Annotated in this window: 22 protein-coding genes, 1 tRNA gene and 1 pseudogene (1 of these 24 cut by a window edge); 15 read left to right on the top strand and 9 right to left on the bottom strand. The window is 65.6% G+C overall.

The window, feature by feature from the left end:
* Window positions 1-17: 17 nt before the first annotated feature.
* Genes ACQR1L_RS21490 through ACQR1L_RS21475 form a run of 4 tightly spaced genes read right to left on the bottom strand, consistent with a single transcriptional unit; the run spans window position 18 to window position 3,847 of the window.
* Entirely contained in the window at window positions 18-482 is a 465-nt protein-coding gene (locus ACQR1L_RS21490; RefSeq protein ID WP_434859915.1) for a pilus assembly FimT family protein, read from the bottom strand.
* A complete protein-coding gene (gene gspG / locus ACQR1L_RS21485; protein ID WP_434859914.1) occupies window positions 475-951 on the bottom strand; it encodes a type II secretion system major pseudopilin GspG in 477 nt (158 codons plus the stop codon). Before gspG ends, ACQR1L_RS21490 begins: the two co-directional genes overlap by 8 nt.
* A 20-nt stretch (window positions 952-971) precedes the next feature.
* Complete coding sequence (locus ACQR1L_RS21480; protein ID WP_434859913.1) at window positions 972-2,183, bottom strand: type II secretion system F family protein; 1,212 nt, start codon at window positions 2,181-2,183, stop codon at window positions 972-974.
* An 8-nt stretch (window positions 2,184-2,191) separates the two neighbouring features.
* Window positions 2,192-3,847, bottom strand: coding sequence for a GspE/PulE family protein (locus ACQR1L_RS21475; protein ID WP_434859912.1), 1,656 nt, complete (start codon window positions 3,845-3,847; stop codon window positions 2,192-2,194).
* A 251-nt stretch (window positions 3,848-4,098) separates the two neighbouring features.
* Here ACQR1L_RS21475 and gspD point away from each other — a divergent pair, with 251 nt between their 5' ends.
* From gspD to ACQR1L_RS21450, 5 genes and pseudogenes are all read left to right on the top strand, one after another.
* Complete coding sequence (gene gspD, locus ACQR1L_RS21470) at window positions 4,099-6,396, top strand: type II secretion system secretin GspD (protein WP_434859911.1); 2,298 nt, start codon at window positions 4,099-4,101, stop codon at window positions 6,394-6,396.
* Complete coding sequence (locus tag ACQR1L_RS21465; RefSeq protein ID WP_434859910.1) at window positions 6,368-6,916, top strand: tetratricopeptide repeat protein; 549 nt, start codon at window positions 6,368-6,370, stop codon at window positions 6,914-6,916. The genes gspD and ACQR1L_RS21465 overlap by 29 nt, the downstream gene beginning before the upstream one ends.
* Window positions 6,917-7,135: 219 nt before the next feature.
* Entirely contained in the window at window positions 7,136-9,016 is a 1,881-nt protein-coding gene (locus tag ACQR1L_RS21460; protein WP_434859909.1) for an alkaline phosphatase family protein, read from the top strand.
* 234 nt (window positions 9,017-9,250) lie between these two features.
* Window positions 9,251-9,436, top strand: a pseudogene (locus tag ACQR1L_RS21455) (hypothetical protein); the annotation flags it as partial.
* 35 nt (window positions 9,437-9,471) lie between these two features.
* The gene (locus tag ACQR1L_RS21450; protein ID WP_434860069.1) at window positions 9,472-9,657 is read left to right on the top strand and encodes an SMP-30/gluconolactonase/LRE family protein; all 186 of its coding nucleotides are present in this window, start codon (window positions 9,472-9,474) and stop codon (window positions 9,655-9,657) included.
* Here the strand turns inward: ACQR1L_RS21450 and ACQR1L_RS21445 are convergent.
* Window positions 9,614-9,690: transfer RNA gene (locus ACQR1L_RS21445), tRNA-Met, on the bottom strand. The genes ACQR1L_RS21450 and ACQR1L_RS21445 overlap by 44 nt on opposite strands.
* A gap of 486 nt (window positions 9,691-10,176) precedes the next feature.
* Between ACQR1L_RS21445 and ACQR1L_RS21440 the strand changes: the two genes are divergently transcribed.
* A complete protein-coding gene (locus ACQR1L_RS21440; protein ID WP_434859908.1) occupies window positions 10,177-11,610 on the top strand; it encodes a coniferyl aldehyde dehydrogenase in 1,434 nt (477 codons plus the stop codon).
* Window positions 11,611-11,761: 151 nt separating this feature from the next.
* Window positions 11,762-13,363, top strand: a complete 1,602-nt coding sequence (locus ACQR1L_RS21435; RefSeq protein ID WP_434859907.1) for a GMC family oxidoreductase — start codon at window positions 11,762-11,764, stop codon at window positions 13,361-13,363.
* On the opposite strand, the gene ACQR1L_RS21430 is transcribed toward ACQR1L_RS21435, so the two are convergent.
* A complete protein-coding gene (locus ACQR1L_RS21430; RefSeq protein WP_434859906.1) occupies window positions 13,360-14,121 on the bottom strand; it encodes an SDR family NAD(P)-dependent oxidoreductase in 762 nt (253 codons plus the stop codon). The genes ACQR1L_RS21435 and ACQR1L_RS21430 overlap by 4 nt on opposite strands.
* Window positions 14,122-14,234: 113 nt before the next feature.
* Between ACQR1L_RS21430 and ACQR1L_RS21425 the strand changes: the two genes are divergently transcribed.
* Together ACQR1L_RS21425 and ACQR1L_RS21420 are read left to right on the top strand one after the other, a co-directional pair.
* Complete coding sequence (locus ACQR1L_RS21425) at window positions 14,235-14,750, top strand: CvpA family protein (protein ID WP_434859905.1); 516 nt, start codon at window positions 14,235-14,237, stop codon at window positions 14,748-14,750.
* 117 nt (window positions 14,751-14,867) lie between these two features.
* Window positions 14,868-15,650 (top strand): SDR family oxidoreductase, encoded by a 783-nt coding sequence (locus tag ACQR1L_RS21420; RefSeq protein ID WP_434859904.1) that lies wholly within the window; start codon window positions 14,868-14,870, stop codon window positions 15,648-15,650.
* 258 nt (window positions 15,651-15,908) lie between these two features.
* Here the strand turns inward: ACQR1L_RS21420 and ACQR1L_RS21415 are convergent, their stop codons facing one another.
* A complete protein-coding gene (locus ACQR1L_RS21415) occupies window positions 15,909-16,364 on the bottom strand; it encodes a DUF3775 domain-containing protein (protein ID WP_434859903.1) in 456 nt (151 codons plus the stop codon).
* 115 nt (window positions 16,365-16,479) lie between these two features.
* On the opposite strand from ACQR1L_RS21415, the gene ACQR1L_RS21410 reads away from it, so the two are divergent.
* From ACQR1L_RS21410 to ACQR1L_RS21395, 4 genes are all read left to right on the top strand, one after another.
* Window positions 16,480-17,343 carry an MBL fold metallo-hydrolase gene (locus ACQR1L_RS21410; RefSeq protein ID WP_434860068.1) on the top strand — a complete coding sequence of 288 codons (864 nt, stop codon included), beginning with the start codon at window positions 16,480-16,482 and terminating at the stop codon, window positions 17,341-17,343.
* A gap of 78 nt (window positions 17,344-17,421) precedes the next feature.
* Window positions 17,422-18,264 (top strand): fumarylacetoacetate hydrolase family protein, encoded by an 843-nt coding sequence (locus tag ACQR1L_RS21405; RefSeq protein ID WP_434859902.1) that lies wholly within the window; start codon window positions 17,422-17,424, stop codon window positions 18,262-18,264.
* 163 nt (window positions 18,265-18,427) lie between these two features.
* Window positions 18,428-19,042 carry a glutathione S-transferase family protein gene (locus ACQR1L_RS21400; protein ID WP_434859901.1) on the top strand — a complete coding sequence of 205 codons (615 nt, stop codon included), beginning with the start codon at window positions 18,428-18,430 and terminating at the stop codon, window positions 19,040-19,042.
* A gap of 22 nt (window positions 19,043-19,064) precedes the next feature.
* Window positions 19,065-19,928 (top strand): MBL fold metallo-hydrolase, encoded by an 864-nt coding sequence (locus tag ACQR1L_RS21395; protein ID WP_434859900.1) that lies wholly within the window; start codon window positions 19,065-19,067, stop codon window positions 19,926-19,928.
* 3 nt (window positions 19,929-19,931) lie between these two features.
* Here the strand turns inward: ACQR1L_RS21395 and ACQR1L_RS21390 are convergent, their stop codons facing one another.
* Both ACQR1L_RS21390 and ACQR1L_RS21385 read right to left on the bottom strand, forming a co-directional pair.
* Window positions 19,932-20,264: a DHCW motif cupin fold protein gene (locus ACQR1L_RS21390; protein WP_315722021.1), complete on the bottom strand. Its 333-nt coding sequence runs from the start codon at window positions 20,262-20,264 to the stop codon at window positions 19,932-19,934.
* Window positions 20,265-20,356: 92 nt separating this feature from the next.
* Window positions 20,357-20,899, bottom strand: a complete 543-nt coding sequence (locus ACQR1L_RS21385; protein ID WP_434859899.1) for a methylated-DNA--[protein]-cysteine S-methyltransferase — start codon at window positions 20,897-20,899, stop codon at window positions 20,357-20,359.
* Window positions 20,900-21,073: 174 nt separating this feature from the next.
* Here ACQR1L_RS21385 and ACQR1L_RS21380 point away from each other — a divergent pair, with 174 nt between their 5' ends.
* Window positions 21,074-21,874 carry a phytanoyl-CoA dioxygenase family protein gene (locus tag ACQR1L_RS21380; protein ID WP_434859898.1) on the top strand — a complete coding sequence of 267 codons (801 nt, stop codon included), beginning with the start codon at window positions 21,074-21,076 and terminating at the stop codon, window positions 21,872-21,874.
* 126 nt (window positions 21,875-22,000) lie between these two features.
* Window positions 22,001-22,354 carry the start of an NAD(P)H-dependent oxidoreductase gene (locus tag ACQR1L_RS21375; RefSeq protein ID WP_434859897.1) on the top strand. It continues 951 nt past the right edge of the window, so the window shows 354 of its 1,305 coding nt (coding positions 1-354); its start codon is at window positions 22,001-22,003; its stop codon lies beyond the right edge, outside the window.

The raw sequence follows: 22,354 nt of genomic DNA, 5'->3' as shown, positions 1-22,354 counted from the left end.
CGGTGGCGTCGGCACGTTCAACCAGCGGCGTGTGCGCGCGAGACAATGTCGATCCTCCCCGTCAGCCAGTTGACCCTGATCTCCAGGCTGAGATCGGCGCGCGACAGCGTGATCGCTCCGCCGCAGGACAGGCCGTCCGGAAAAAAGCTGATCGTCGACGGCACCGGCCGGTGCTGGCAGCTGCGCGGCAGCGTCGCCTGGAAATCGACGTCATCGGGCAGCCGCAGGGCGGTCGCGTTGCCGCCGGCACGGATCAACCGCCGCGACGTGTCGATCTGCGTGTCGATCCGCGTCCCGTTGCGAAGTGACGCGGCACGATCCGACTTCAACAGCGTCACGGCCTGCAGCGCATAGGCCTGCAGCCGCGGCCGCGAGGTCTGCCGGGGCAGATAAGGCAGCGCGACCGACGCCAGCAGCGCGATGATCGCGAGCACGCAGACCATCTCGAGCAGCGTGAATCCGCGCTGTCCTACCTCACTCACTGCGCGCGCTCGTCTGCGTACCCAGCACGATATCGGCCGCGGTGCCGGTGCCGCCCTCCTGGCCGTCGGCGCCGTAAGACATGATGTCATAGGGCCCGTGGTCGCCCGGCGCGCGGTAGACATAGGCCGTATTCCAGGGGTCCTTGGGCACGGCGCCGCCCTTGAGATAGGGACCGTTCCAGGCGTTCAGTCCGGCCGGCCGCTGCGCCAGCGCCGCCAGCCCCTCGGATGTCGAGGGATAGCGGCCTGCATCGAGATAGAACAGGTCGAGCGCGGCCGAGAAGCTCTGCAACTGGATCCGTGCCGCCTTGGTCTTGGACTCGCTGAGATAGTTGAGCACGCGCGGGCCGATCAGTCCCATGATCAAGCCGATGATGGTGATGACGACCAGCATCTCGACGAGCGTGAAGCCGCGTTCGCCGACGCGCCCGGCGTTATTGGCCGACCTGGTTCGCATGTCCGATGTCATGTCACTCTCCTTGAACGCGATCAGCCGACCAGCTGGGTGACTGAAAGAAGGGCCGTCATGATCGACACGATCAGACCTCCCACGACGATACTAATGAGCAGAATGGCGGCAGGCCCGACGATGCCGACGACGCGATCGAGCCCGCGCTGCAGCTTGGCCTCATAGAATTCGGCAATGCGCGTCGACAGCGTCGGCAACTGGCCGGTCTCCTCGCCGAGCCGCAGCATGCGCAGCGCCATCGGCGGCAGCATGTTGTCCGTCGACAGCGCCTGGGACAGCTTGCCGCCGTGACGCACGCGGTCCGCGGCCGCGGACCACGGCGTGCGCGACGATGTCACCGACATCACGTCGACCAGGATGCGCAGCGCCGCGCTCAGATTGACGCCGCAGCCGAGCAGCAGGCCGAGATTCCGGCAGAACAGGCTCGTTCGATAGAACATCAGGATGCTGCCGATGCCGGGCACCACGGCCAGCGCGCTGGTCAGCGCGGCGCGGACTGCGGCCTGTCGCAGGAGCCACCAGGCGACCGCGATCAGGGCAGCACAGCACAGCGCGATGACCGTCGCATTGGCGCGGAGGAGGTCCGACAGCGTCATGAAGAAGCCGAGCGCGGTATCGGCGCGGCCGCCGAAATCGCGCAGCACCGCGGAGAAATTCGGCAGCACGGCGACGAGAAAGAACAGCATCACGCCGATCGCGGCGAGGAACACGAAGGCGGGGTACTGCATCGCATCGGTCAGCTTGCGCCGCGTCGCCTCGGATCGCTCCCGCTCGCCGGCGAGCGCGGTCAGCACGTGATCGAGTGTTCCGGAGGCCTCGCCGACACGCATCAAGGCGACGTACATCGGCGAGAACAGCGCCGGCTGCGCCGCGGCGGCATCGGCGAAACTCTCACCGCTCATGATGGCCGCGCGCAGCCGTGCCACGACAGGGCGAAGACGGCCGAGATCGGAGTCGCTCGACAGCAGGTCCAAGGCATCGTCGAGTCGTGCGCCCGCCCTGAGCAGCAAGGCCAGATCGCGCGTGAACGTCGTGACCTCCGCGGCCGTCGGGCCTCCGAACGAGAGTCCGATCGAAGATCCCGCGCCCGCCTTCTTCTCCTCGACGGTCTCGATCGGCAGCAGTTGCAGATAGGAAATGCGCTGCTCCACCTCGCCACGCGACGGAGCCTCGATCGAACCGACCACGATGTCGCCGGATTGTGTCAGCGCGCGATAGCGATAGTTCGGCACCATTCACCTCAGCGCGCCACGAGAACACGAAGCAGTTCGGACACGGAGGTGACGCCGGCGCGGCACTTGGCGACGCCGTCGTCCAGCATCGTCGTCATGCCCTCCTGCATCGCCTGCCGGTCGATCGCGAGGCCATCTGCGCCGTCGGCGATCAGCTGACGCAGACCGCTGGTCAGCTCGAGCAATTCGAACACGCCGACCCGGCCGCGATAGCCGCTCCCGCCGCAACGCTCGCAGCCGGCCGGATGCCAGACGATGTCGCCGGGCACGAGGCCGAGGTGACCGAGGCGCGGATCGTCGCGGCATGTCTCGTCGTCGATCGGCCGGGCAACCTTGCAGTGCTCGCAGAGCTGACGCACCAGGCGCTGGGCGATGACCGCGCGCAAGGTCGAGCGCAGCAGATAGCCTTCCACGCCGAGATCGAGCAGGCGCGGCACGGCCGCCGCCGCCGTTTCGGTATGCAGCGTGGTCAGCACGAGATGGCCGGTCAACGCCGCATGCACCGCGACATGCGCGGTCTCGCTGTCGCGGATCTCGCCGACCATGATGACGTCGGGATCCTGGCGAACGAAGGAGCGCAGCGCGCTGGCGAAGGTCAGCCCGATCGCGGGCTTGATCTGCGACTGGTTGATTCCGGGAATCTCATATTCCACGGGATCCTCGACGGTGAGGATCTTGCGCTCGGGCGTGTTGAGCATCGACAGGATCGTCGCCAGCGTCGTGGTCTTGCCGCTGCCGGTCGGCCCGGTGATCACGATCATGCCATGCGGCAGCGTCATCAGGCGCCGAAGAGCCGTGTCGTCGCGCGTCGAGAGCCCGAGGCGGCTCGCGACCAGCTGCGAGCGATCCTTCGGCAGGATGCGCAGCACGGCGGACTCGCCATGCTGCGTCGGCATGATAGCGACGCGGACGTCGATCTCCGCGCGACCGGCACGGATGCGCGCGGCCCCGTCCTGCGGCAGGCGGCGCTCGGCAATGTTGAGACCGGCCACGATCTTGATGCGCGAGATTACCGCCTGCGGCAGGACGCCGGTGGGCGCCGCGATCGGCCGCAACAGGCCATCGACCCGGAGCCTGACCACGAGTCCGGTCGAGAACGGTTCGATGTGGATGTCGCTGGCGCGCATCTCGACCGCTCTCTCGATGAGATCGTTGACGGCCCGCACGACCGGCGCGCCGCTGGCGAGGTCGCGAAGGCTTTCGACATCGTCGTCGCGGAGCTCCTGGGCCGGCAACATCTCGGAATCATCGCCGGAGCCTAGCCGCTGGTCGAGCACCACGGCGATGTCCTCGTGCGAAGCGACCTTGAACAGCGTGGCCGGACCGAGCACCAGTTCGGCCGCGCGACGCACCGCCTGATCGGTCGGATCGGCCATCGCGAACACGGCCCCGCCTTCGGCGGTCCTGTAGGGATAGCCGAGGACTTCGCGCAGAAAACGCTCGGAGAATTCTCCGACGGCCGGCTGGGCCGCGAGGAGATCACGCAGCGGCGCGCGCTCCAGGCCCGTGAAGTCCGCAACCTCCTGCGCGAACACCTCGGCGGTGAGGCCGAACTTGTCCCACAGCGCCGTCTGCGCCTCGCCTGCAGCCGCAACGTCGCCGGACGCCCGCGGATGGCGCTCGCGCAAATAGGCCTGGAATTGCGTCGACAGTGTTCCGCTCATGGCGTGATCCGGGTGGCGCCCGTGCCGGCCCAACGTCTCGGCACCCCGCAACTGGCGACCGACGTTATCGATCGCGAACATGACGGCTGTACGAAGACAGCGACGCCGACATTTGAGACACACAGGCGGCGCAAAGGCCGGCCGTTCTCCAGCGAAGATACATAAGTGTCATATTAGGTCGCTATGCAGGCTCGGGTCCGGACGTGCCTCACGACGTTTGGGCCAGTCCACACGAGTAGATCGGCAAGTCCATGTTTCGTCTCGGCAATCGAAGCCAGTCCGCTGCGGTTGTCCGTCATGCCTCATTGCTCGCGATCGCAGTGTCGCTCGCGTCATGCAACATGGCGACCCTGAACTCCCAGGCCAGCGCGCCGGCGGACGTCGACGTCATCGACAAGGTGCGGTCGCTCGACATCCTGCCGCGTGACAACACACCGGTGGCATCGATCCAGAGCCGCCCCGAGGCCGAGCGTGCGACGGCCCGGACCTATCAGGGGACGATGGTGCAAGAGGTTGCCGAGGCCAGGCCGCTGCCGGCCGCCGACGGCAAGGGCTATGACCTCAACTTCGAGAACACGCCGATTGCCGCGGTCGCCAAAGTGGTGATCGGCGACGTTCTCGGCGTCGGTTACTCGATCGATCCGCGCGTGCAGGGCAGCGTCAGCCTGGTGTCGGCGCGCCCGGTGCCGAAGTCCGATATTCTCTTTGTTCTTGAAAGCGCGCTTCGGCTGTCCGGCGTCGTGCTGGTGCGCGAGGGCGGCGGCTACAAGCTGACGCCGCTCGGCGACGCGATCGGCGGCGGACGTGTCGATGGCGAGGCCGGCCGCGCCGAGCCCGGCTATGGCGTCTCGGTGGTGCCGCTGCAATATGTCGGCGCGCAGACCATCCTCAAGCTGATGGACAGCTTCGCCACCCGGGCCGGCAGCGTGCGCGCGGATTCGACACGAAACCTGCTGCTCATCCAGGGCACCGGACCCGAGCGGCGCTCCGCGATCGAGACGGCGCTGAGCTTCGACGTCGATTGGATGCGCGGCCAATCGGTCGGCGTGTTTCCGGTCAGCAACTCGGCGCCCGAGCCGATCGTGGCTGAGCTCGAGAAGATCATGGACAGCGGCGAGAACGGGCTGAGCCAGAACCTGGTGAAGCTGCAGGTCATCAGCCGGCTGAATGCGATCATGGTGGTGGCACGCAAGCCGGCGTTGCTGCAGAGCGCCGCGACCTGGATCCGGCGGCTCGACCAGGCCGACTCCGGGCGCACCAGCGTCCACGTCTATCGGATCCGCTACGGCGATGCGCGGCAGCTCGCCAAGATCCTCACCGACATGTTCGGCGGCGCCGGCTCGTCGTCATCCGCGGATAGCGCAGACGGCCAGACAGCGCCGGGCTCGGACGGCACCACGACCTCCGTTGCCGACCGACTGTCCTTCAACACTGGCTCGTCCAGCTCCGGCGCTAATCCGTCGAGCCGCATGCAGGGCGCATCGGGCCTGACCGGCACCGCCGCTTCGAACTCCAGTCCCGCCAGCACCCCGCCGACCTCGACCGGATTGGAGTCGCGCAGCGGCGGCGCGGGCGGACAGGCGCTGATGCCCAACGTGCGCATCACGCCGGACACGGTCAACAATTCGCTGCTGATCTACGCCGACCGCGAGAACTACCGCACCATCTCCAGCACGCTGCAGCAGCTCGATCAGCCGGTGCTCCAGGTCGGCATCGAGGCAACCATCGCCGAGGTCACCTTGACCAACGAGCTGTCCTATGGCGTGCAGTCCTATCTCTCGAGCAAGTTCCTCGGCCTCGGCACCGATCGCGGCTCGATCTCCAACACGCAGGCGACGTCGGTCGCCACGGCCACGGCGTCAACTGCCGCGAGCGCTCTCATCAATCGCGCGCTTCCCGGCTTCAACTTCCTGATCGGAAGCGAGACATCGCCCAACATCATCCTGGACGCGCTTCACACCGTGACCAGCGTCAAGGTGCTGTCCAATCCCTCGCTGGTGGTGATCAACAACCAGACCGCGACGCTACAGGTCGGCGATGTCGTGCCGGTCTCGACCGGCAGCGCCACGGTGCTGTCGTCGAGCAACACCGTCGTCAACACCATCGATTATCGCAACACCGGCATCATCCTGCGCGTCGTGCCGCGCATCGCGGCCAACGGCAATGTGCGGCTCGAGGTCGAGCAGGAAATCAGCAACGTCGCGGCGCAGAGCTCATCGAGCCTGACGCCGACGGTGTCGCAGCGCAAGGTCAAGAGCGCGATCTCGGTCGCCAACGGCCAGACGGTGCTGCTCGCCGGCCTGATCAGCGAGCAGCAGAACGGCAACCGCAACGGCATTCCGGGCTTCGATGAAATTCCGGTGCTGGGCGACGCCTTCTCGCATCAGGGCAAGAAGGGCACGCGGACCGAGCTGATCATCTTCATCCGCCCGCAGATCATCAGGGACGGCAGCGATGCGCATCAAGTGGCCGAAGAACTCCGTTCCAAGCTCCGCGGCTCGGTCGGAGCCGCCATCACGGATGAACTGCGTGTCCGCACAACCCGCTGAGATCCGTCGCACGGCGAGGCCGACGCGGCGCGGCACCATCCTGGCGCTCGCCGCGGCGTGCCTGTTGCTGGGCAACTTGTCCTCACCTGCGCATGCCGACTCGGTCGCGGCGGCCCGGAGCGCGTATGCGCGGGGCGACTTCGTCCGTGCGGTCCGCGTGCTCACGCCGCTCGCCTTGCGCGGCGATCCGCGCGCCCAGGCCATGCTCGGCTTCATGTACGAGAACGGCTTCGGCACGCCACAGGCCTATGTCGTCGCCACCGATCTCTATTGTCAGGCCGCCGCCGCCGGCAACCCGTTCGGCCAAGCCATGCTCGGGCTGATGTACGACAAGGGCCACGGCGTCCCGCAGGACGTGGTGCTCGCCTACAAATGGCTGAATCTTGCAGCTGCCAATACCGGCCATGCGCAGCGCAGCTACTATCTGCGCCTGCGCAATGCGGTCGCGTCGAAGATGTCGGCGAGCCAGATCGCGCAAGGCCAGGCGCTGGCGCTCGCCTGGATTCCCGGCCAGCTCTGATCGCGGCTCGCCGCTCCCGCACATCCCATCAGCAGACATCCGCTGCCAACTGACGCATCGCTGCGATGCGCGGGACGGCGCACGCGTGTCGTTTCGTTGCGGCTGTCACAAAACCGCATCGAGATCGACACTGCGTTGCAATTTGTTGCCGCGATAAATCGTCGCAGGCACTGCATCACTCCGAGCCGGTGCCGACCACCACTCCGTCGGGAGACATCCATGACCAGAATAGTCACGCGATCCAAGGCGATCGCGCTCGCGACCACTGCTGTGTTCGCAAGCACCAGCGTCGCACCGGCCTTCGCAGGCCCTGCGACCAGCACGCCCATCGAGCACGTCATTATCATCGTCGGTGAGAACCACACCTTCGACAATCTGTTCGGCACCTACAAGCCGAAGCCGGGCCAGAGCATCGACAATCTGCTGAGCAAGGGTATCGTCAATGAAGACGGCTCACCCGGCCGGCATTTCAAGAAGGCCGAGCAGCGGATCGGCCGCGATGAGGTGCGCTACGGCGCCGAGACCGCCTCGACCGGCGCCTATGCGACCTTGCCGCAGCCCTACACGACCTACGGCATCGGCCTGCCGCAGAACGTGCTCGACACCCGCTTTCCGGCCAATCTTCCCAACGGGCCGTACCAGATCTCGAAATACGTGACCTATGCCGCCTACACTGGCGATCCGGTGCATCGGTTCTTCCAGATGTGGCAGGACATCGACGGCGGCAAGCACGACAAGTTCGTGTGGGTCGAACAGACCATCGGCACCGGCTCGAACGGCAAGCCCTATCCGGCCGGCGGCTTCAACCCGATGGAAGGCGCCATCTCGATGGGGTTCTACAACATGAACCCGTTCACCGACGCGACCGGCAAGGCGCAGCCCGGCGATGCGCCGTTCTTCAAGCAGCTGGCCGACGAATATGCGATCAGCGACAACTATCACCAGGCGATCATGGGCGGCACCGGCGCCAACTTCCAGTCGCTGGTGACCGGACATGCGGCGTTCTTCACCAACCCCGAAACCATGAACGGCGCTCCAGCAGTGCCCTATGCCAACCAGATCGAGAACCCGGATCCGGTCCCCGGCACCAACAATTACTACAAACAGGACGGCTATAGCGGCGGCTCCTACGTCAATTGCTCCGACCCGACCGCACCGGGGGTGGCCGCGATCAACGAGCAGCTGCTCAAGAACGGCGTCTACGACAACCGCTGCGCGCCGAACCACTATTATCTGGTCAATAACTACAACATGTTCTGGAACCAGAGCAGCACGAAGCCGAATGCGCTCGGTTCCGACAAGTTCGTGCTGCCGCCGCAGAGCGCCCCCACCATTGCCGACGTGATGACGGCGCGGGGCGTGTCGTGGAAGTATTACAGCGCCGATCGCGGCGACGATGCCACGACCTTCGCCAAGAGCGTCGACGGCGTTCCGCTGCTGTTCCACTCCTACTGCGGCATCTGCGACCCGCTGACCGGCTTCATCAAGATCATGAAGACCCCGTCGGAGGAAGCCAAGCTGCAGAACTATGGCGCGTTCATCAAGGACGTCGAGAACAACACGCTGCCTGCCGTCTCGTTCGTGCGGCCGTTCGAGGCACTGGCGGGCCACCCGGCCGACTCGACCACCGACCTCTACGAGAAGTTCCTCGAGGCGCTGATCAATCGCGTCAAGGCCAATCCGAAGATCTGGGCCAAGACCGCGATCTTCATCACGACCGACGAGGGCGGCGGCTACTACGACTCCGGCTACGTCCAGCCGGTGGATTTCCTCGGTGACGGCACCCGCATCCCGTTCATCGTCGTCTCCCCGCTCGCCAAGAAGGGCCATGTCGACCATACCTACTATGATCATGTCTCGCTGTTGAAGTTCATCGAGCGCAACTGGCGGCTGCCGACGATCTCGGCCGTCAGCCGCGACCAGCTCCCCAATCCGATCCATGATCGTGACGATCACCTGTATGTGCCGCGGAATCGCCCGGCGATCGGCGACCTCATGAATCTGTTCGTGTTCGCGGATCGGGACGGCGATCACGATGGCGATGATGGCTGGCACCATCACGACCACGATTATCACGGCTACGGCGGCGATCGCTGGTAATTGAAAGCGACCATGATGAGGAGCCCGCCGCACAATACGGCGGGCTCTGATCATCTGATCCAGCGTATTGGCCGCGACCGGCATCGCAGATCCGTCAGGAGGATGTCAGACGATCGTCACGTCCCCGCTATCGAGGCTCCGCATCGTTGCGCGGCCGCTTCCCTGCAAGCGGCCGCGCAACCGAGATCTTAGGGGATCTTGCACATGCAATTTCGATTATCCTCAACAGCAGCGGCCAGCGGGCAGCGGCTGGAGAATTTCGTCCGCGTCGAAACGTTCGGCGACAACCAGGGCAACGACAACAACGATGTACGCTGGCTCGAGGTCACCGTCGATCCGCGCAGCCGCGACGTATTCTCCTACCAGCCTGTCACGGTGCCCGTGAACCGCACTGCGGTGCCGGCGCCGACCAGGTACTGATAACGCTTTGCCCAGCGTCCAAGAAAAGACTGACGGTGCATGCGTTGGCGCGAACAGCGACCAACCCGACATGCGTCTGCTTCGGCGGACCGGACCTCAAGACGCTGTTCGTTACGACGGCAAAAGGACGCACAAAAACAAAACTCCCGCAGCCGGTCGGCTACGGGAGTTCAGTCTTGGTTGCGGGGATAGGATTTGAACCTATGACCTTCAGGTTATGAGCCTGACGAGCTACCGGGCTGCTCCACCCCGCGTTAACTTGTGCACGCCTTCAGGGAATTGCCGGGTGCTCCTGGCTGACGCGTCTGAGCGTCGCCGAGTTCATCCCAAAGCTTCCTGAGAAGGCTTGAGCCCGTCGGCCGTGCCGGCCATCGGGTGCGGGCGGTATGTACCAATGCGAGGCGGGTTTGGAAAGGCCTTTTCGGAAGTTTTTTTGCCGGATTGTGACACCGGCGACTCCTCCGCCCGCTGTTCAAAAATCCTCTTTTAATCAATGGATTAGAAGCTTGGCTCAGAAACGTCAGCGATCTCTGGTGGGCGAGCTGGCGCAAACGTCATGGACAACGGCATGGCCGCCTGCGGGACACGGGGAATCGGCGGCAGGCTACCGCCGCATCCGTCCAGCCCTTAGACAGCATCCGCGGCCTCGCCGCGCTTGCCATTGGTTCCGCAACGCGGCAGCTTCGATGCGACCAGAATGACGGCCGGAACGCGGCCGCAGGACATGCGAGGAGACGTCGATGGACCACTCCCTGAAGACCCCCCCGGTCACCGCGCTCGACGACGCATTCCACGCCATGATCGAGGCCTCGCGCAACGCGCCACCCCCCGATCTGGCCGCGCGGCAGGCGAGCCTGACGCGGTTGCGGACCATGCTCGCCGGCAACGAGAAGCGCCTCGAGCAGGCGATCTCGGACGATTTCGGCCATCGCTGCGCGGTCGAGACCACCATCGCCGAGACGCTGTTCCTGCAGACCGAGCTGAAGCACACGCTGAAGATGCTGCCGCGCTGGATGGCCCCGCGGCGAATCGCCACCTCCTTGCAGTTCTTTCCCGCGCGCAATCGCCTGCTGCCGCAGCCGCTCGGCGTCGTCGGCATCATCGCGCCCTGGAACTATCCGCTGCAACTGACGCTCGCGCCGGCGATCGGAGCCCTCGCCGCCGGCAACCGCGTCTTGATCAAGCCGAGCGAGCTCACGCCCCGGTTCTCGGCGCTGCTGAGGGAGCTGGTCGCCGCGACCTTCGCCCCGACGGAGCTGTCCGTCACCGGGATCGAGGATGGTGTTGCACAGGCCTTCGCGACGCTGCCGTTCGATCATTTGGTGTTCACCGGCTCGACCCGCGTCGGCCGCATCGTCGCCGAGGCCGCCGGACGCAACCTCACCCCTGTCACGCTCGAGCTCGGCGGCAAGTCGCCGACCATCGTCGACGTCTCGGCGGATCTCGACGAGGCCGCCGAGCGCATCGCCTATGCGAAGCTGCTCAACGCCGGACAGACCTGCATCGCACCGGACTACGTCTTCGTGCCGGAGCCGCAGCGCGACGCCTTCGCCGGCAAGCTCCATCGGCACATGATGCAGATGTTCGGCACCAACCCCGCCAATGGCGACTACACGTCGATCATCTCCGACCGGCACTATGCCCGGCTGGAAGGCCTGCTGCGCGATGCGATCGCACGCGGCGCCAAGCCGCTGAGCACGACCAGCCCGGAAGACCCCGCCTGGAAGAAGCTGCGGAAGTTTCCGCCGACGGTTGTGGTCGGCGCGACCGCCGAGATGGCGATCATGCAGGAGGAGATCTTCGGTCCCCTGCTGCCGATCCTGACCTATCGCGACGCCGACGAGGTGATCCGCTCCATCAACGCCCACGACCGGCCGCTGGCGCTGTACTGGTTCGGCCGCGACGAGACCGCCCGCGACCAGGTGCTGGCGCGCACCGTGTCCGGCGGCGTCACCATCAACGACTGCCTCTTGCATTTCGCGCAGATGAACCAGCCGATGGGCGGCGTCGGCGCCTCGGGTATCGGCCACTATCACGGCGAATGGGGCTTCAACAGCTTCAGTAAGCTGAAGCCGGTGTTCTACCGCTCGCCCTTCAACCGCATGAAGGATCTCTATCCGCCCTATGGCGCCAGCATCGCACGGATCGAGAAGCTGCTGCGGTTTCTGAGCTGATCAAGGCCCCGTCATTCCGGGGCGCGCGCAGCGCGAACCCGGAATCTGGAGATGATCGAAACTCAAACATCGAGATTCCGGGTTCGCCGCGCAGGGCGCGGCGCCCCGGAATGACGGCCAAACAAGCAAAAACATCAGGGAGAAAACGCGCGTGGCGGAGGAAGTCGATTTCATCGTCGTGGGTGGCGGCAGTGGCGGGGCGACGGTCACGGGGCGGCTATCCGAGGATCCGGGCACGTCGGTGATGCTGCTCGATGCCGGCGGACGCAACGACAACTGGATCGTCACCACGCCGTACATGCTGTTCCTGATGGTGGCAGGCACCGTCAACAATTGGGCGTTCACGACGGTGCCGCAAAAGGGTCTCAACGGCCGCGTCGGCTATCAGCCGCGCGGCCGCGGGCTCGGCGGCTCCTCGGCGATCAACGCCATGGTCTATATCCGCGGCCACCGCGCCGACTACGACCAATGGGCCGCGCTCGGCAATCCCGGCTGGTCGTATGACGACGTGCTGCCCTATTTCAAGCGCGCCGAGAACAACGCGGAGTTCAACGGCGAATATCACGGCCAATCCGGTCCGCTGCCGGTCAACCGGCTGCGCACCGGAAATCCCGTGCACGAGATCTTCCTGCAGGCGGCGCGCGAGGCGCAGTTTCCGATCCGCGAGGACTTCAACGCGGAAACCCAGGAAGGTCTCGGCCTCTACCAGGTCACCCAGCAGAACGGCGAGCGCTGGAGCGCGGCGCGCGCCTATATCCAGCCTCATCTCGGCCGCCGCAATCTGCGCGTCGAGACCTCGGCGCACGCCTCGATGATCCTGTTCGACGGCAAGCGCGCGGTCGGCGTGAAGTATCGGCAGGGCAAGGAGGTCAAGGAGATCCGCTGCCGGCGCGAGGTGATCCTCGCGTCCGGCGCATTCCAGACGCCGCAACTGCTGATGCTCTCCGGCGTCGGCGATGCGACGGCGCTCGCAAAACACGGCATTGCCAGCGTTCATCATCTGCCCGGTGTCGGCCAGAACCTGCAGGACCATCCCGACTTCATCTTCGCCTACACCTCCGACAACCCGAACTTCTCGTCGCTGTCGCCGAAGGGGATCCGCAGGCTGCTGGCCGGAATCGGCCAGTACCGGCGCGAGCGCCGGGGCGTGCTGACATCGAACTTCGCCGAATGCGGCGGCTTCCTGAAGAGCGATCCCAACCTCGACATCCCCGACATCCAGCTGCATTTCGGCATGGCCGTCACCGACGACCACGGCCGCAAGCGCCACGGCAACGGCTTCTCCTGTCACTTCTGCCTGCTGCGGCCAAAGAGCCGGGGCACCGTGTCGTTGAGAACGGCCGATCCGCTCGCGCCGCCACTGATCGATCCAAACTTCCTCGGCGAAGAGGAGGACGTCGAGACGATGGTGGCCGGATACAAGACCACGCGGCGGCTGATGGAGACACCGGCGATGCGCGGCCTTGCCACACGCGATCTGTTCACCTCGGACGTCAGAACCGACGACGATATCCGCGCCGTCCTGCGTGACCGCGTCGACACCGTCTATCACCCCGTCGGCACCTGCAAGATGGGCGTGGATGATCCGCTCGCCGTCGTCGATCCTCAGCTCCGCGTGCACGGGCTTTCGGGCTTGCGCATCGTCGATGCCTCGATCATGCCGACCTTGATCGGGGGCAACACCAACGCGCCGACGATCATGATCGGCGAGAAGGCTGCGGACATGATCCGGGGCGAGATGCGCGCCAATTAGGTCAGCAGGAAGCCGCCATCCACGGTCACCACGCTGCCGGTCATGTAGCGCGACGCGTTCGAGGCCAGCAGCATGATGGCGCCGTCGAGATCGCTCTCATGACCGACGCGCCGCTGCGGGATGCGCTTGATCAGCTTCTCGCCGGCCGGCGTCTCCCAGACGTCGCGGTTGATGTCGGTGTCTATGTAGCCCGGCGCCAGCGCATTGACGCGAATGTTGTTGGCGGCGAGTTCCAGCGCCAGCGCCTTGGTGGCCTGCACCACGCCGGCCTTGGAGATCGCATAGGGCGAGACGAACTTGACGACGCTGAAGCCGAGCACCGAGGCGATGTTGATGATGTTGCCCGGCGCCTTCCGCGCGATCATGCGGCGCGCAACTTCGGTCGCGGCGAAATAGGCGCCCTTCAGATTGGCGCCGATCACCGCGTCCCAATCGGCCTCGCTCTGCTCGACCGCGAGCTTCTCCGCCGCGATGCCGGCATTGTTGATCAGCACGGTGACCGGCCCGAGCGCAGCCTCGGCGGCATCCAGCGCCTTGGCGATGGAGGCATTGCTGGTCACGTCCATCTCGACCGCGGCGGCGCGGCCGCCCTTGGCCTTGATCTCCTCCTCCAGCGCCTTGAGCTTGCCGGTCTGGCGCGCCGCCAGCGCAACGGCCGCGCCATGGGCCGACAGCACGCGCGCGAACTGCCGGCCAAGTCCCTGGCTCGCGCCGGTGATCAGGATCACCTCGCGGCTGACGTCGAACAGGTTGGACATGCAGAGATCCCTCGCGTTTCCCTCGTTTCGTTGCGGCGATTGATACAGACGATTTGACGGAGCGAGAAGGCGAATTGTTTACGGAGCCGCCCTACAACCCAAGCATATCCATCATGAATATGTTCGACCTCGCCGCTTGTATCGCCCTGGTGATTGCCGTCTACAGCGGCTTCTCGACCGGCCTCTTGCGCAGCGCGATCACGATCCTCGCCTATCTCCTGGCGATGCCGTTGGCGATGGGGGTCGTGGCCGCGATGAGCCCGCAATTGCAGGACGTGCGCGGTCTCCCATTGGCCCAGGGCTGGCTGCAGTTCTTCGCGGCGTTCGTGGTCATTGGTGCGGCGCTGGGCAAGATCGGACGCATCCTGCTCGACGAGGCGATCGGCCCCGAAGCCGGCTTCGGTGACCGGCTCGGCGGCGCCCTGCTCGGCGCCATCCGCGTCGCGATGGTCGCCACCACGCTCGTGCTGGTGTTCGACAGAATCGTTCCGGTCGAACGCCAGCCGCGCTTTCTGGAAGGCTCCCGGCTGCGGCCGATCCTGTCGCTCGCGGGTGCAAAAGGCTTTCGCTCGCTGCCGCCTGAAGTCGCCGGCCTGATCGACCGGCTCAAGCAGGAACGCCGCATCTGAGCGCATGCGCGCGTCGAGCCATGCAATTCGGCACAGGCCGGCTGCTCTTATCAGCGGCGGTCCGGGCGGCTAGAATGCGCCCATCATCCAGCCACTGACATATCGGAGTGATCAATCGTGGATCTCGGGATCAAGGGCCGCCGCGCCATCGTCTGCGCCTCCAGCAAGGGATTGGGCCGCGCCTGCGCCATCGCGCTCGCCAATGAGGGCGTGCATGTCACGATTACCGCGCGCGGCGCCGAGGCGCTGGCCAAGACAGCGGCCGAGATTCGCGCTGCCAATCCCGGCATCACGGTGACCGAAGTGGCGGGCGACATCACCACGCCCGAGGGCCGCGCCGCCGTGCTCGCGGCCTGCCCGGATCCGGACATCCTGATCAACAATGCCGGCGGGCCGCCGCCCGGCGATTTCCGCAACTGGACCCGCGACGACTGGATCAAGGCGATCGACGCCAACATGCTGACGCCGATCGAACTGATCAAGGCGACCGTGGACGGCATGATGGCGCGCAAGTTCGGCCGCATCGTCAACATCACCTCGGCCGCGGTGAAGGCGCCGATCGACATTCTCGGCCTGTCCAACGGCGCCCGCGCCGGCCTGACCGGCTTCGTCGCCGGCCTGTCGCGCAAGACCGTGATCAACAACGTCACGATCAACGCGCTGCTGCCGGGCCCGTTCGAGACCGACCGGCTGCGTTCGACGGCGAAGGGCGAAGCCGAGAAGCGCGGTGTCACGCCGGAGCAGATCCTGGCCGACCGCGCCAAGACCAACCCCGCCGGTCGCTTCGGCGATCCCGAAGAGTTCGGCGTGGCCTGCGCGTTCCTCTGCGCCGCCAAGTCCGGCTACATCACGGGACAGAACATCCTGCTGGATGGTGGTGCGTTCCCGGGCACGCTGTAAGCCCAACGTCTGCTGTCGCTGACTTTTGGGCGCGGCGATCGCTGCGAGTCTACCTCGCCCCGCTTGCGGGGAGAGGTCGGATTGCATCGAAGATGCAATCCGGGTGAGGGGGTACAGGTCCAACGGCAAACACTCCCGGCGCGTATGCCCTTCTCACACTTCCCGTGCGGCTGCCCCTCACCCCAACCCTCTCCCCGTGAAGAACGGGGAGAGGGAGCGCACCGACCGCGCGGAAATCAGCCGGGCTCGAACTGACAACTACTGCTTCGTGATCTCGTCCTCATCGCGCTGGCTCGGGCTCGACGAATCCGCCGTCGTTCGCCCTTCAGTCCAGTCGATGCTGAACGCGTCCAGGCCCTCCGCGAGCAGATCGCCGAGCATCGGCTCGCCCAGCAGATAGCGCGCGGTGTGGCGGTCGCGCTGGCCGGCGGCTTCGCGGCGCAGATCGTCCCATTCGTCGATATCGCCGTCGCCGCGGCCGAGCCGCATCAGGGCAACCAGATCGGTCTGCTCGTCTTCGGTCATGGCGTTGATGAAGCCGGTGATCTCGCGCACGACGGGATCGTCACCGCTGTCCTGCAGCACGTCGATCATGTCGTCGTCGGCGGCATTCGAGCCGGAATCGTCGTCGGTCGCCTGCTCCTTGACGTCGAACTCGCGGGCCTTCTCGATCAGGAAGGCGACCTTCTCGGGTGATATCGTCAGCTCGGGCATGACCCTCTCCTCGTGGATTGGTCACGACAACGCTTGTTCCCGAAACTCGATCCATTGCGCTGGAACGTCCGACACGGCATCGTCGCGCCCTATAAGAACAAACGAGGAAGCGCGTATGCAGTGGACGGTCGGCAGGGTCAGGATCACCAAATTCACCGAGCTGGAGACGGTGGGCGGCACCCGCTTCATCCTGCCGCAGGCGACGCCCGAGGCGATCCGCGAACTCTCCTGGCTCAGCCCCGATTTCGCCACCGCCGAAGGCCGGCTGAAAATGTCGATCCACAGCCTGGTGCTGGAGACCCCGAGCAAGCGCATCGTCGTCGACACCGGCCTCGGCAACGACAAGCAGGGGCGCAGCGTGCCGGTGTGGAATGCCCGCTCGACGCCCTTCCTGGAGGCGATGAGCGCAGCCGGATTTCCGCCTGACAGTATCGACATGGTGATCTGCACGCATCTCCACGTCGATCATGTCGGCTGGAATACGCGCCTCGTCGACAGCCGTTGGATTCCCACCTTTCCGAACGCCCGCTACATCTTCGGCCGCACTGAATATGAGCACTGGCGCGACCACAGCGCGGCAGCCGACGAGACCGCGACCTTCGCGGATTCCGTACAGCCGATCGTGGACGCCGGCAGGGCCGAGCTGGTGGCCAGCGATGCCGGGATCAGCGACGAGATCACGCTGATCCCGACGCCCGGCCACAGCCCCGGGCACGTCAGCCTGCACATCCGCTCCGATGGTGCGCAGGCACTGCTGAGCGGCGACGTTGCGCACCATCCCTGCCAGATGGCGCATCTGGAGTGGAGCTCGACGGTCGATTCCGATCCGGCGCAGGCCTCCGCCACGCGGCGGGCGCTGTTCTCCCGTTTCGCCGACACCGGCACGCTGGTGATCGGCGGCCATTTCGACGTCGGCCACATCCGCCGCGACGGGGCCGCCTTCCGCTTCGAAGCAGTGCCGGGCGGCGGCAGCGCATAGCCCGCACGGTTGAATTTCGCCCCGCCATGCTTCATGACAGGGCTCTGGAATACCAAGGATCTGAGGGAGAGAAACCAAATGAAGCTCGTTCGCTACGGCGACAAAGGCGCGGAAAAGCCGGGCCTGATCGATGCATCCGGCCAGCTGCGCGACCTGTCGGCCCATGTGAAGGACCTCGATGGCGCCGCCTACGCGCCGGAGTCGCTGAAGAAGCTCGCCGCGATCGACCCGGCCTCCCTGCCAGCGGTGTCCGGCAAGCCGCGGCTGGGCGCGCCCGTCACCGGCATCTCCAAGTTCGTGGCGATCGGCCTCAACTACTCCGATCATGCCAAGGAGACCGGCAACCCGATCCCGGCCGAGCCGATCTTCTTCCTCAAGGCCAACACCGCGCTGTGCGGCCCTTATGACCAGGTCGAGAAGCCGCGCGGCTCGGCCAAGCTCGACTGGGAGGTCGAGATCGCCGCGATCATCGGCACCCGCGCCAAGTATGTCTCCGAGGCCGATGCGCTGAACCACGTCGCCGGCTACGCGATCTGCAACGACGTCTCCGAGCGCAATTTCCAGATCGAGCGCCTGGGCCAGTGGACCAAAGGCAAGTCGCATGACACCTTCGGGCCCGTCGGCCCCTGGCTTGTCACCAAGGACGAAATTCCGGACGTGCAGAACCTGTCGATGTGGCTCGACGTCAACGGCCAGCGCCGCCAGACCGGCTCGACGGCGACGATGATCTTCTCGATGGCCAAGTGCATTTCCTACGTCTCGCAGTTCATGACCCTGCTGCCGGGCGACATCGTCACGACAGGCACGCCTCCCGGCGTCGGCATGGGCATGAAGCCGCCGGCCTTCCTCAACGTCGGCGATGTCGTCACCCTCGGCATAGAGCGCCTCGGCGAGCAGCGCCAGGAGATCATCGAGGCTTAAACGTCACTCTCCGTCATTGCGAGCGAAGCGACGTGTCCGTCGAAGCTCGAAGAGCGAAGGCGGAAGCAATCCAGGGCGTCACACGCGGCTCTGGATTGCTTCGTCGCTTCGCTCCTCGCAATGACGGGCAAACAATCCGCAGCGAGCCAACAGGAATGCCTCGATGAAACTCACCTTCTCGCCCGCCTCGCCGTTCGCCCGCAAGGTGCGCATCGCCGCCATCGAGCTCGGCCTGATCGACAAGATCGAGTTCACGCCCGCCGCTGTCATGCCCGGCCAGGCCAACGACGAGTACATGAAGATCACGCCGCTGAAGAAGCTGCCGGTGCTGATCCTCGACAATGGCGACGTCATTCTGGATTCCTACGTCATCGTCGAATATCTCGACGAGCTCGCCGGCGGCAACAAGCTCATCCCGGCCTCCGGCCCGTCGCGCTGGAAGGTCAAGAGCGAGCATTCGATGCTGCAGGGCATGCTCGACTCCATGCTGCTGTGCCGCTACGAGGCGATGGTGCGGCCCGAGGGCACGCGCTGGCAGGCCTGGTCCGACGACCATTGGAATCGCGCGTGGATGGGCATGGCGCGCTTCAATGCGCAGCCTGACCTGCTGACGCGCCCGTTCGATATCGTCTCGATCGGCCTCGTCTGCGTGCTCGGCTATGCCGATTTCCGCTTCGCCGATTGCGGCTGGCGCAAGGCCTATCCGGCGCTCGACGCCTTTCATCAGAAGATGCTGGAGCGCGAGTCGGTGAAGATCTCGGTGCCGCCTGCGGCGTGATTGTCTGATAGAAAGCGCCGCGATGCTGAAATTCTCGGTTGCCGACACGACCATCCATCGCATCATCGAGCAGGAGACCACCTTCCTGCCGGCGCGCGAGATGTTTCCGGATCTGACGCCGGAGATGCTGGCAACCGAGCGCGGCGCTCTGCAAACGGCCAACGCACTCGACGCGCAGGACACCCTGATCCTGTGCTTCCAGTCCTACGTGGTGAAGACGCCTCACCACACCATCCTGATCGACAGCTGCATCGGCAACGACAAGCCGCGCGCGCGGCCGGTCTGGAACATGAAGACCGACGATACCTACATGCGCGCGCTCGCCGCGGCCGGCATCTCCGTCGACGACATCGATGTGGTGATGTGCACCCATCTCCATACCGACCACGTCGGCTGGAACACGCGGCTCGACAATGGCCGCTGGGTGCCGACCTTTCCCAAAGCGCGGTACGTGTTTGCGCAAGCCGAATACGACTATTGGCTTGCGCAAAATGCCAAGACCGAGGTGCCGGCCTTCGCCGACAGCGTGCTGCCGGTGGTCGAGGCGCAGCGGGCCGACATCGTCAGCGACGCGTTTGCGATTGGCGATCATGTCCGGCTACTGCCGACCCCGGGCCACACGCCCGGTCATATCGCGGTCGCCGTCGGCAAGGGCCAGGACGATGCGGTGTTCGCCGGCGACCTGATCCACACGCCGCTGCAGCTCGCCTATCCCGAGCTGTCACCGAGATTCGACGTCGATCCGGCGCAGGCTGCGGTGACGCGGCGCGCTTTTCTCGATCGCTATTGCGACACGCCGACGCTGTGCTGCACGGCGCACTTCCCCTCTCCTTCGGTCGGCCGCATCACGCGCAGGGGCAACGGCTTCGCCTGCGAAGCCGTTTAGCCCTCAATCGACGATGAAGAGCTTTGCGCCGGTCGCGGTGAACGACCGGTGTGCGGCATCGCCAAAGTCCGAGACCTGATAGCTCATTCCCGCCGACAGCGTGAACTTGCGCCCGTCCTTGAGCTCGCTTTCGAGCTCGCCTTCCAGCACCAGCAGGATGTGGCCGCGATCGCACCAATGATCGGCCAGATAGCCGGGCGTATACTCGACTTGGCGTACCCTGATGTCGCCGATCATCAGTGTCCGCCAATACGCCTTGCCCTGCTCGCCCGGATGCTCGGTGACGGGAACGGCGGACCAGTCGGTGACGGTGAAGGGCAGCGTCGGGATTTTCATCGGCGGGCTCGTTGCAGGATCAGGCGAAGACAAGCTGCCTCATGGCATAGAACGCCCCGCGCCTGAGATCAAACAGCCTGACGGGCGGCCCATCAATCGAACAGGCTCGGCGTGTAGTTCACCGCGGCCCCCTCGATCGCCAGCATCTTCAGCTTGGTGTCGACGCCGCCATTGGCGGAGAAGCCGCCGGGCTTGTTGCCGGCGGCGAGCACGCGATGGCAGGGCACGACGATCGGGCACGGGTTGCGTCCGAGCGCCTGACCGACCTCACGCGACAGTTCGACGCCGCCGAGCTGTTTGGCGATGTCGCCATAGGTCAGCGTCTGCCCCGGCGGGATCCGGCGGGCGATGTCGTAGACGCCGCGCTGGAACGCGCTGACGCCGTCGAGATCGAGGTCGATGTCGCTGAGATCATCCGGCTGGCCGGCCAGCAGCGCCTTGATGCGTCCGATGACGCGCTGCACATGCTGCGGCGGCTCAGCCTCGGCGATCCCGGCATGACGCTGCTGCATCCGCGTCCGGATCTGGGCGGCGCCGCCCATCGGCAACTGGACCGCGTTGATGCCGCGTGGTCCCCAGGCGATCGCGCAGGTGCCGATCGCGGTTTCAAACATTGCGTAGCTCTGGTCTGACATGGCGGGCTCCATCGTCGCGCTGCCCCGTATCATCTACCGATCAAACTAGGCTTGGAGAATGTTGCGATCCACCCGGATTCTGCCAATGTCGACAGGTGCGTATACGAAGCCCGCGGAGACCGGCCGGCGCAAGATCGGACGTCTCGAACGAGGAAAACAACAAGGGAGAACGCCATGAAGCTGACGCCGGAACAGGTCGCATTCTTCAACCGCGAGGGCTGGCTGTTCCTGCCCGAGCTGTTCAGCCCGGAGGAGACCGCCTTCCTCGCCCGAGAGGCGGAGGCGATCTATGCGGCCGACAGGCCCGAGGTCTGGCGCGAGAAGAGCGGCGTGCCGCGCACCGCATTCGCGGCGCATCTCTACAATGACGCGTTCCGCGTGCTGGCGGCGCATCCCCGCATGATCGAGCCGATCGAGCAGATTTTTGGCGAGAAGCTCTACATGCATCAGTTCAAGATCAACGCCAAATCGGCGTTCACCGGCGATGTCTGGCAATGGCACCAGGACTACGGCACCTGGAAGCGCGACGATGGCATGCCGGAGCCGCGCGCGATGAACATCGCGATCTTTCTCGACGAGGTGATGCCGATCAACGGTCCGCTGATGCTGGTGCCGAAGAGCCAGCACGCCGGCGATCTCGAGGCCTCGCACGATCTTGCCACGACCTCTTATCCGCTGTGGACGCTCGACGAGGCGACGGTCACCCGCCTGGTCGCCGAGGGCGGCATCGTCGCGCCGATCGGCAAGCCCGGCGGCATGCTGATGTTCCACGGCAATCTGGTGCATGGCTCCGCCGGCAACATCACCCCCTATCCGCGCAAGATCGTGTACCTGACGCTGAACGCCGTCTCGAACCACATTCGCACGCCGACCAGGCCGGAATACATCGCGCACCGCGACTTCACGCCGATCGAAACGCTGCCGGATGATACGTTGCTGCAACTCGCGCGAGCGCATCGCGAGGCGGCGGAGTAACACTCCCTCCGTCATTCCGGGGCATCGCGCAGCGATGAGCCCGGAATCCATAACCACCATCGTGAGTATGGATTCCGGGCTCGTGCTCCGCACGCCCCGGAATGACGACAACTGATAAGGTCGCCCATGAACCTCCACGCCCTCCTCCAGGCCCGCGCCGCCTCCGGCAAGCCCATCCGCGTCGCGCTGATTGGCGCCGGCAAGTTCGGCTCGATGTTTCTGTCACAAGTGCCGCATGTCGCGGGCCTCGAGGTGCCGGTCATCGTCGATCTCGATCCCGAGCGCGCCCGCGACGCCTGCCGCACGGTCGGCTGGCCCACCGAACTGATCGAACGCACGACATTCAGCGTCGATGGCGCGAAAGCGCTGGCCGACACCATCGAGGTCGTCGTCGAAGCAACCGGCAGCCCGGCCGCGGGCATCCGCCATGCGCGCGCGGCGATCAGGGCCGGCAAGCACATCGTGATGGTCAATGTCGAG

This window comes from Bradyrhizobium sp. HKCCYLR20261 (genome assembly GCF_051168435.1).
Lineage (GTDB): Bacteria > Pseudomonadota > Alphaproteobacteria > Rhizobiales > Xanthobacteraceae > Bradyrhizobium.
Note: the sequence above shows the minus strand (reverse complement) of the source record. Positions and strands in the feature narration are given on the sequence as shown.

Bases quoted from the DNA above. Each gene is read 5' to 3' on its own strand.
- gspG (WP_434859914.1), bottom strand. From the start codon at position 951: ATGACATCGGACATGCGAACCAGGTCGGCCAATAACGCCGGGCGCGTC.
- ACQR1L_RS21475 (WP_434859912.1), bottom strand. From the start codon at position 3,847: ATGAGCGGAACACTGTCGACGCAATTCCAGGCCTATTTGCGCGAGCGC.
- gspD (WP_434859911.1), top strand. From the start codon at position 4,099: ATGTTTCGTCTCGGCAATCGAAGCCAGTCCGCTGCGGTTGTCCGTCAT.
- ACQR1L_RS21465 (WP_434859910.1), top strand. From the start codon at position 6,368: ATGAACTGCGTGTCCGCACAACCCGCTGAGATCCGTCGCACGGCGAGG.
- ACQR1L_RS21460 (WP_434859909.1), top strand. From the start codon at position 7,136: ATGACCAGAATAGTCACGCGATCCAAGGCGATCGCGCTCGCGACCACT.
- ACQR1L_RS21440 (WP_434859908.1), top strand. From the start codon at position 10,177: ATGGACCACTCCCTGAAGACCCCCCCGGTCACCGCGCTCGACGACGCA.
- ACQR1L_RS21430 (WP_434859906.1), bottom strand. From the start codon at position 14,121: ATGTCCAACCTGTTCGACGTCAGCCGCGAGGTGATCCTGATCACCGGC.
- ACQR1L_RS21425 (WP_434859905.1), top strand. From the start codon at position 14,235: ATGAATATGTTCGACCTCGCCGCTTGTATCGCCCTGGTGATTGCCGTC.
- ACQR1L_RS21415 (WP_434859903.1), bottom strand. From the start codon at position 16,364: ATGCCCGAGCTGACGATATCACCCGAGAAGGTCGCCTTCCTGATCGAG.
- ACQR1L_RS21410 (WP_434860068.1), top strand. From the start codon at position 16,480: ATGCAGTGGACGGTCGGCAGGGTCAGGATCACCAAATTCACCGAGCTG.
- ACQR1L_RS21405 (WP_434859902.1), top strand. From the start codon at position 17,422: ATGAAGCTCGTTCGCTACGGCGACAAAGGCGCGGAAAAGCCGGGCCTG.
- ACQR1L_RS21400 (WP_434859901.1), top strand. From the start codon at position 18,428: ATGAAACTCACCTTCTCGCCCGCCTCGCCGTTCGCCCGCAAGGTGCGC.
- ACQR1L_RS21395 (WP_434859900.1), top strand. From the start codon at position 19,065: ATGCTGAAATTCTCGGTTGCCGACACGACCATCCATCGCATCATCGAG.
- ACQR1L_RS21390 (WP_315722021.1), bottom strand. From the start codon at position 20,264: ATGAAAATCCCGACGCTGCCCTTCACCGTCACCGACTGGTCCGCCGTT.
- ACQR1L_RS21385 (WP_434859899.1), bottom strand. From the start codon at position 20,899: ATGTCAGACCAGAGCTACGCAATGTTTGAAACCGCGATCGGCACCTGC.
- ACQR1L_RS21380 (WP_434859898.1), top strand. From the start codon at position 21,074: ATGAAGCTGACGCCGGAACAGGTCGCATTCTTCAACCGCGAGGGCTGG.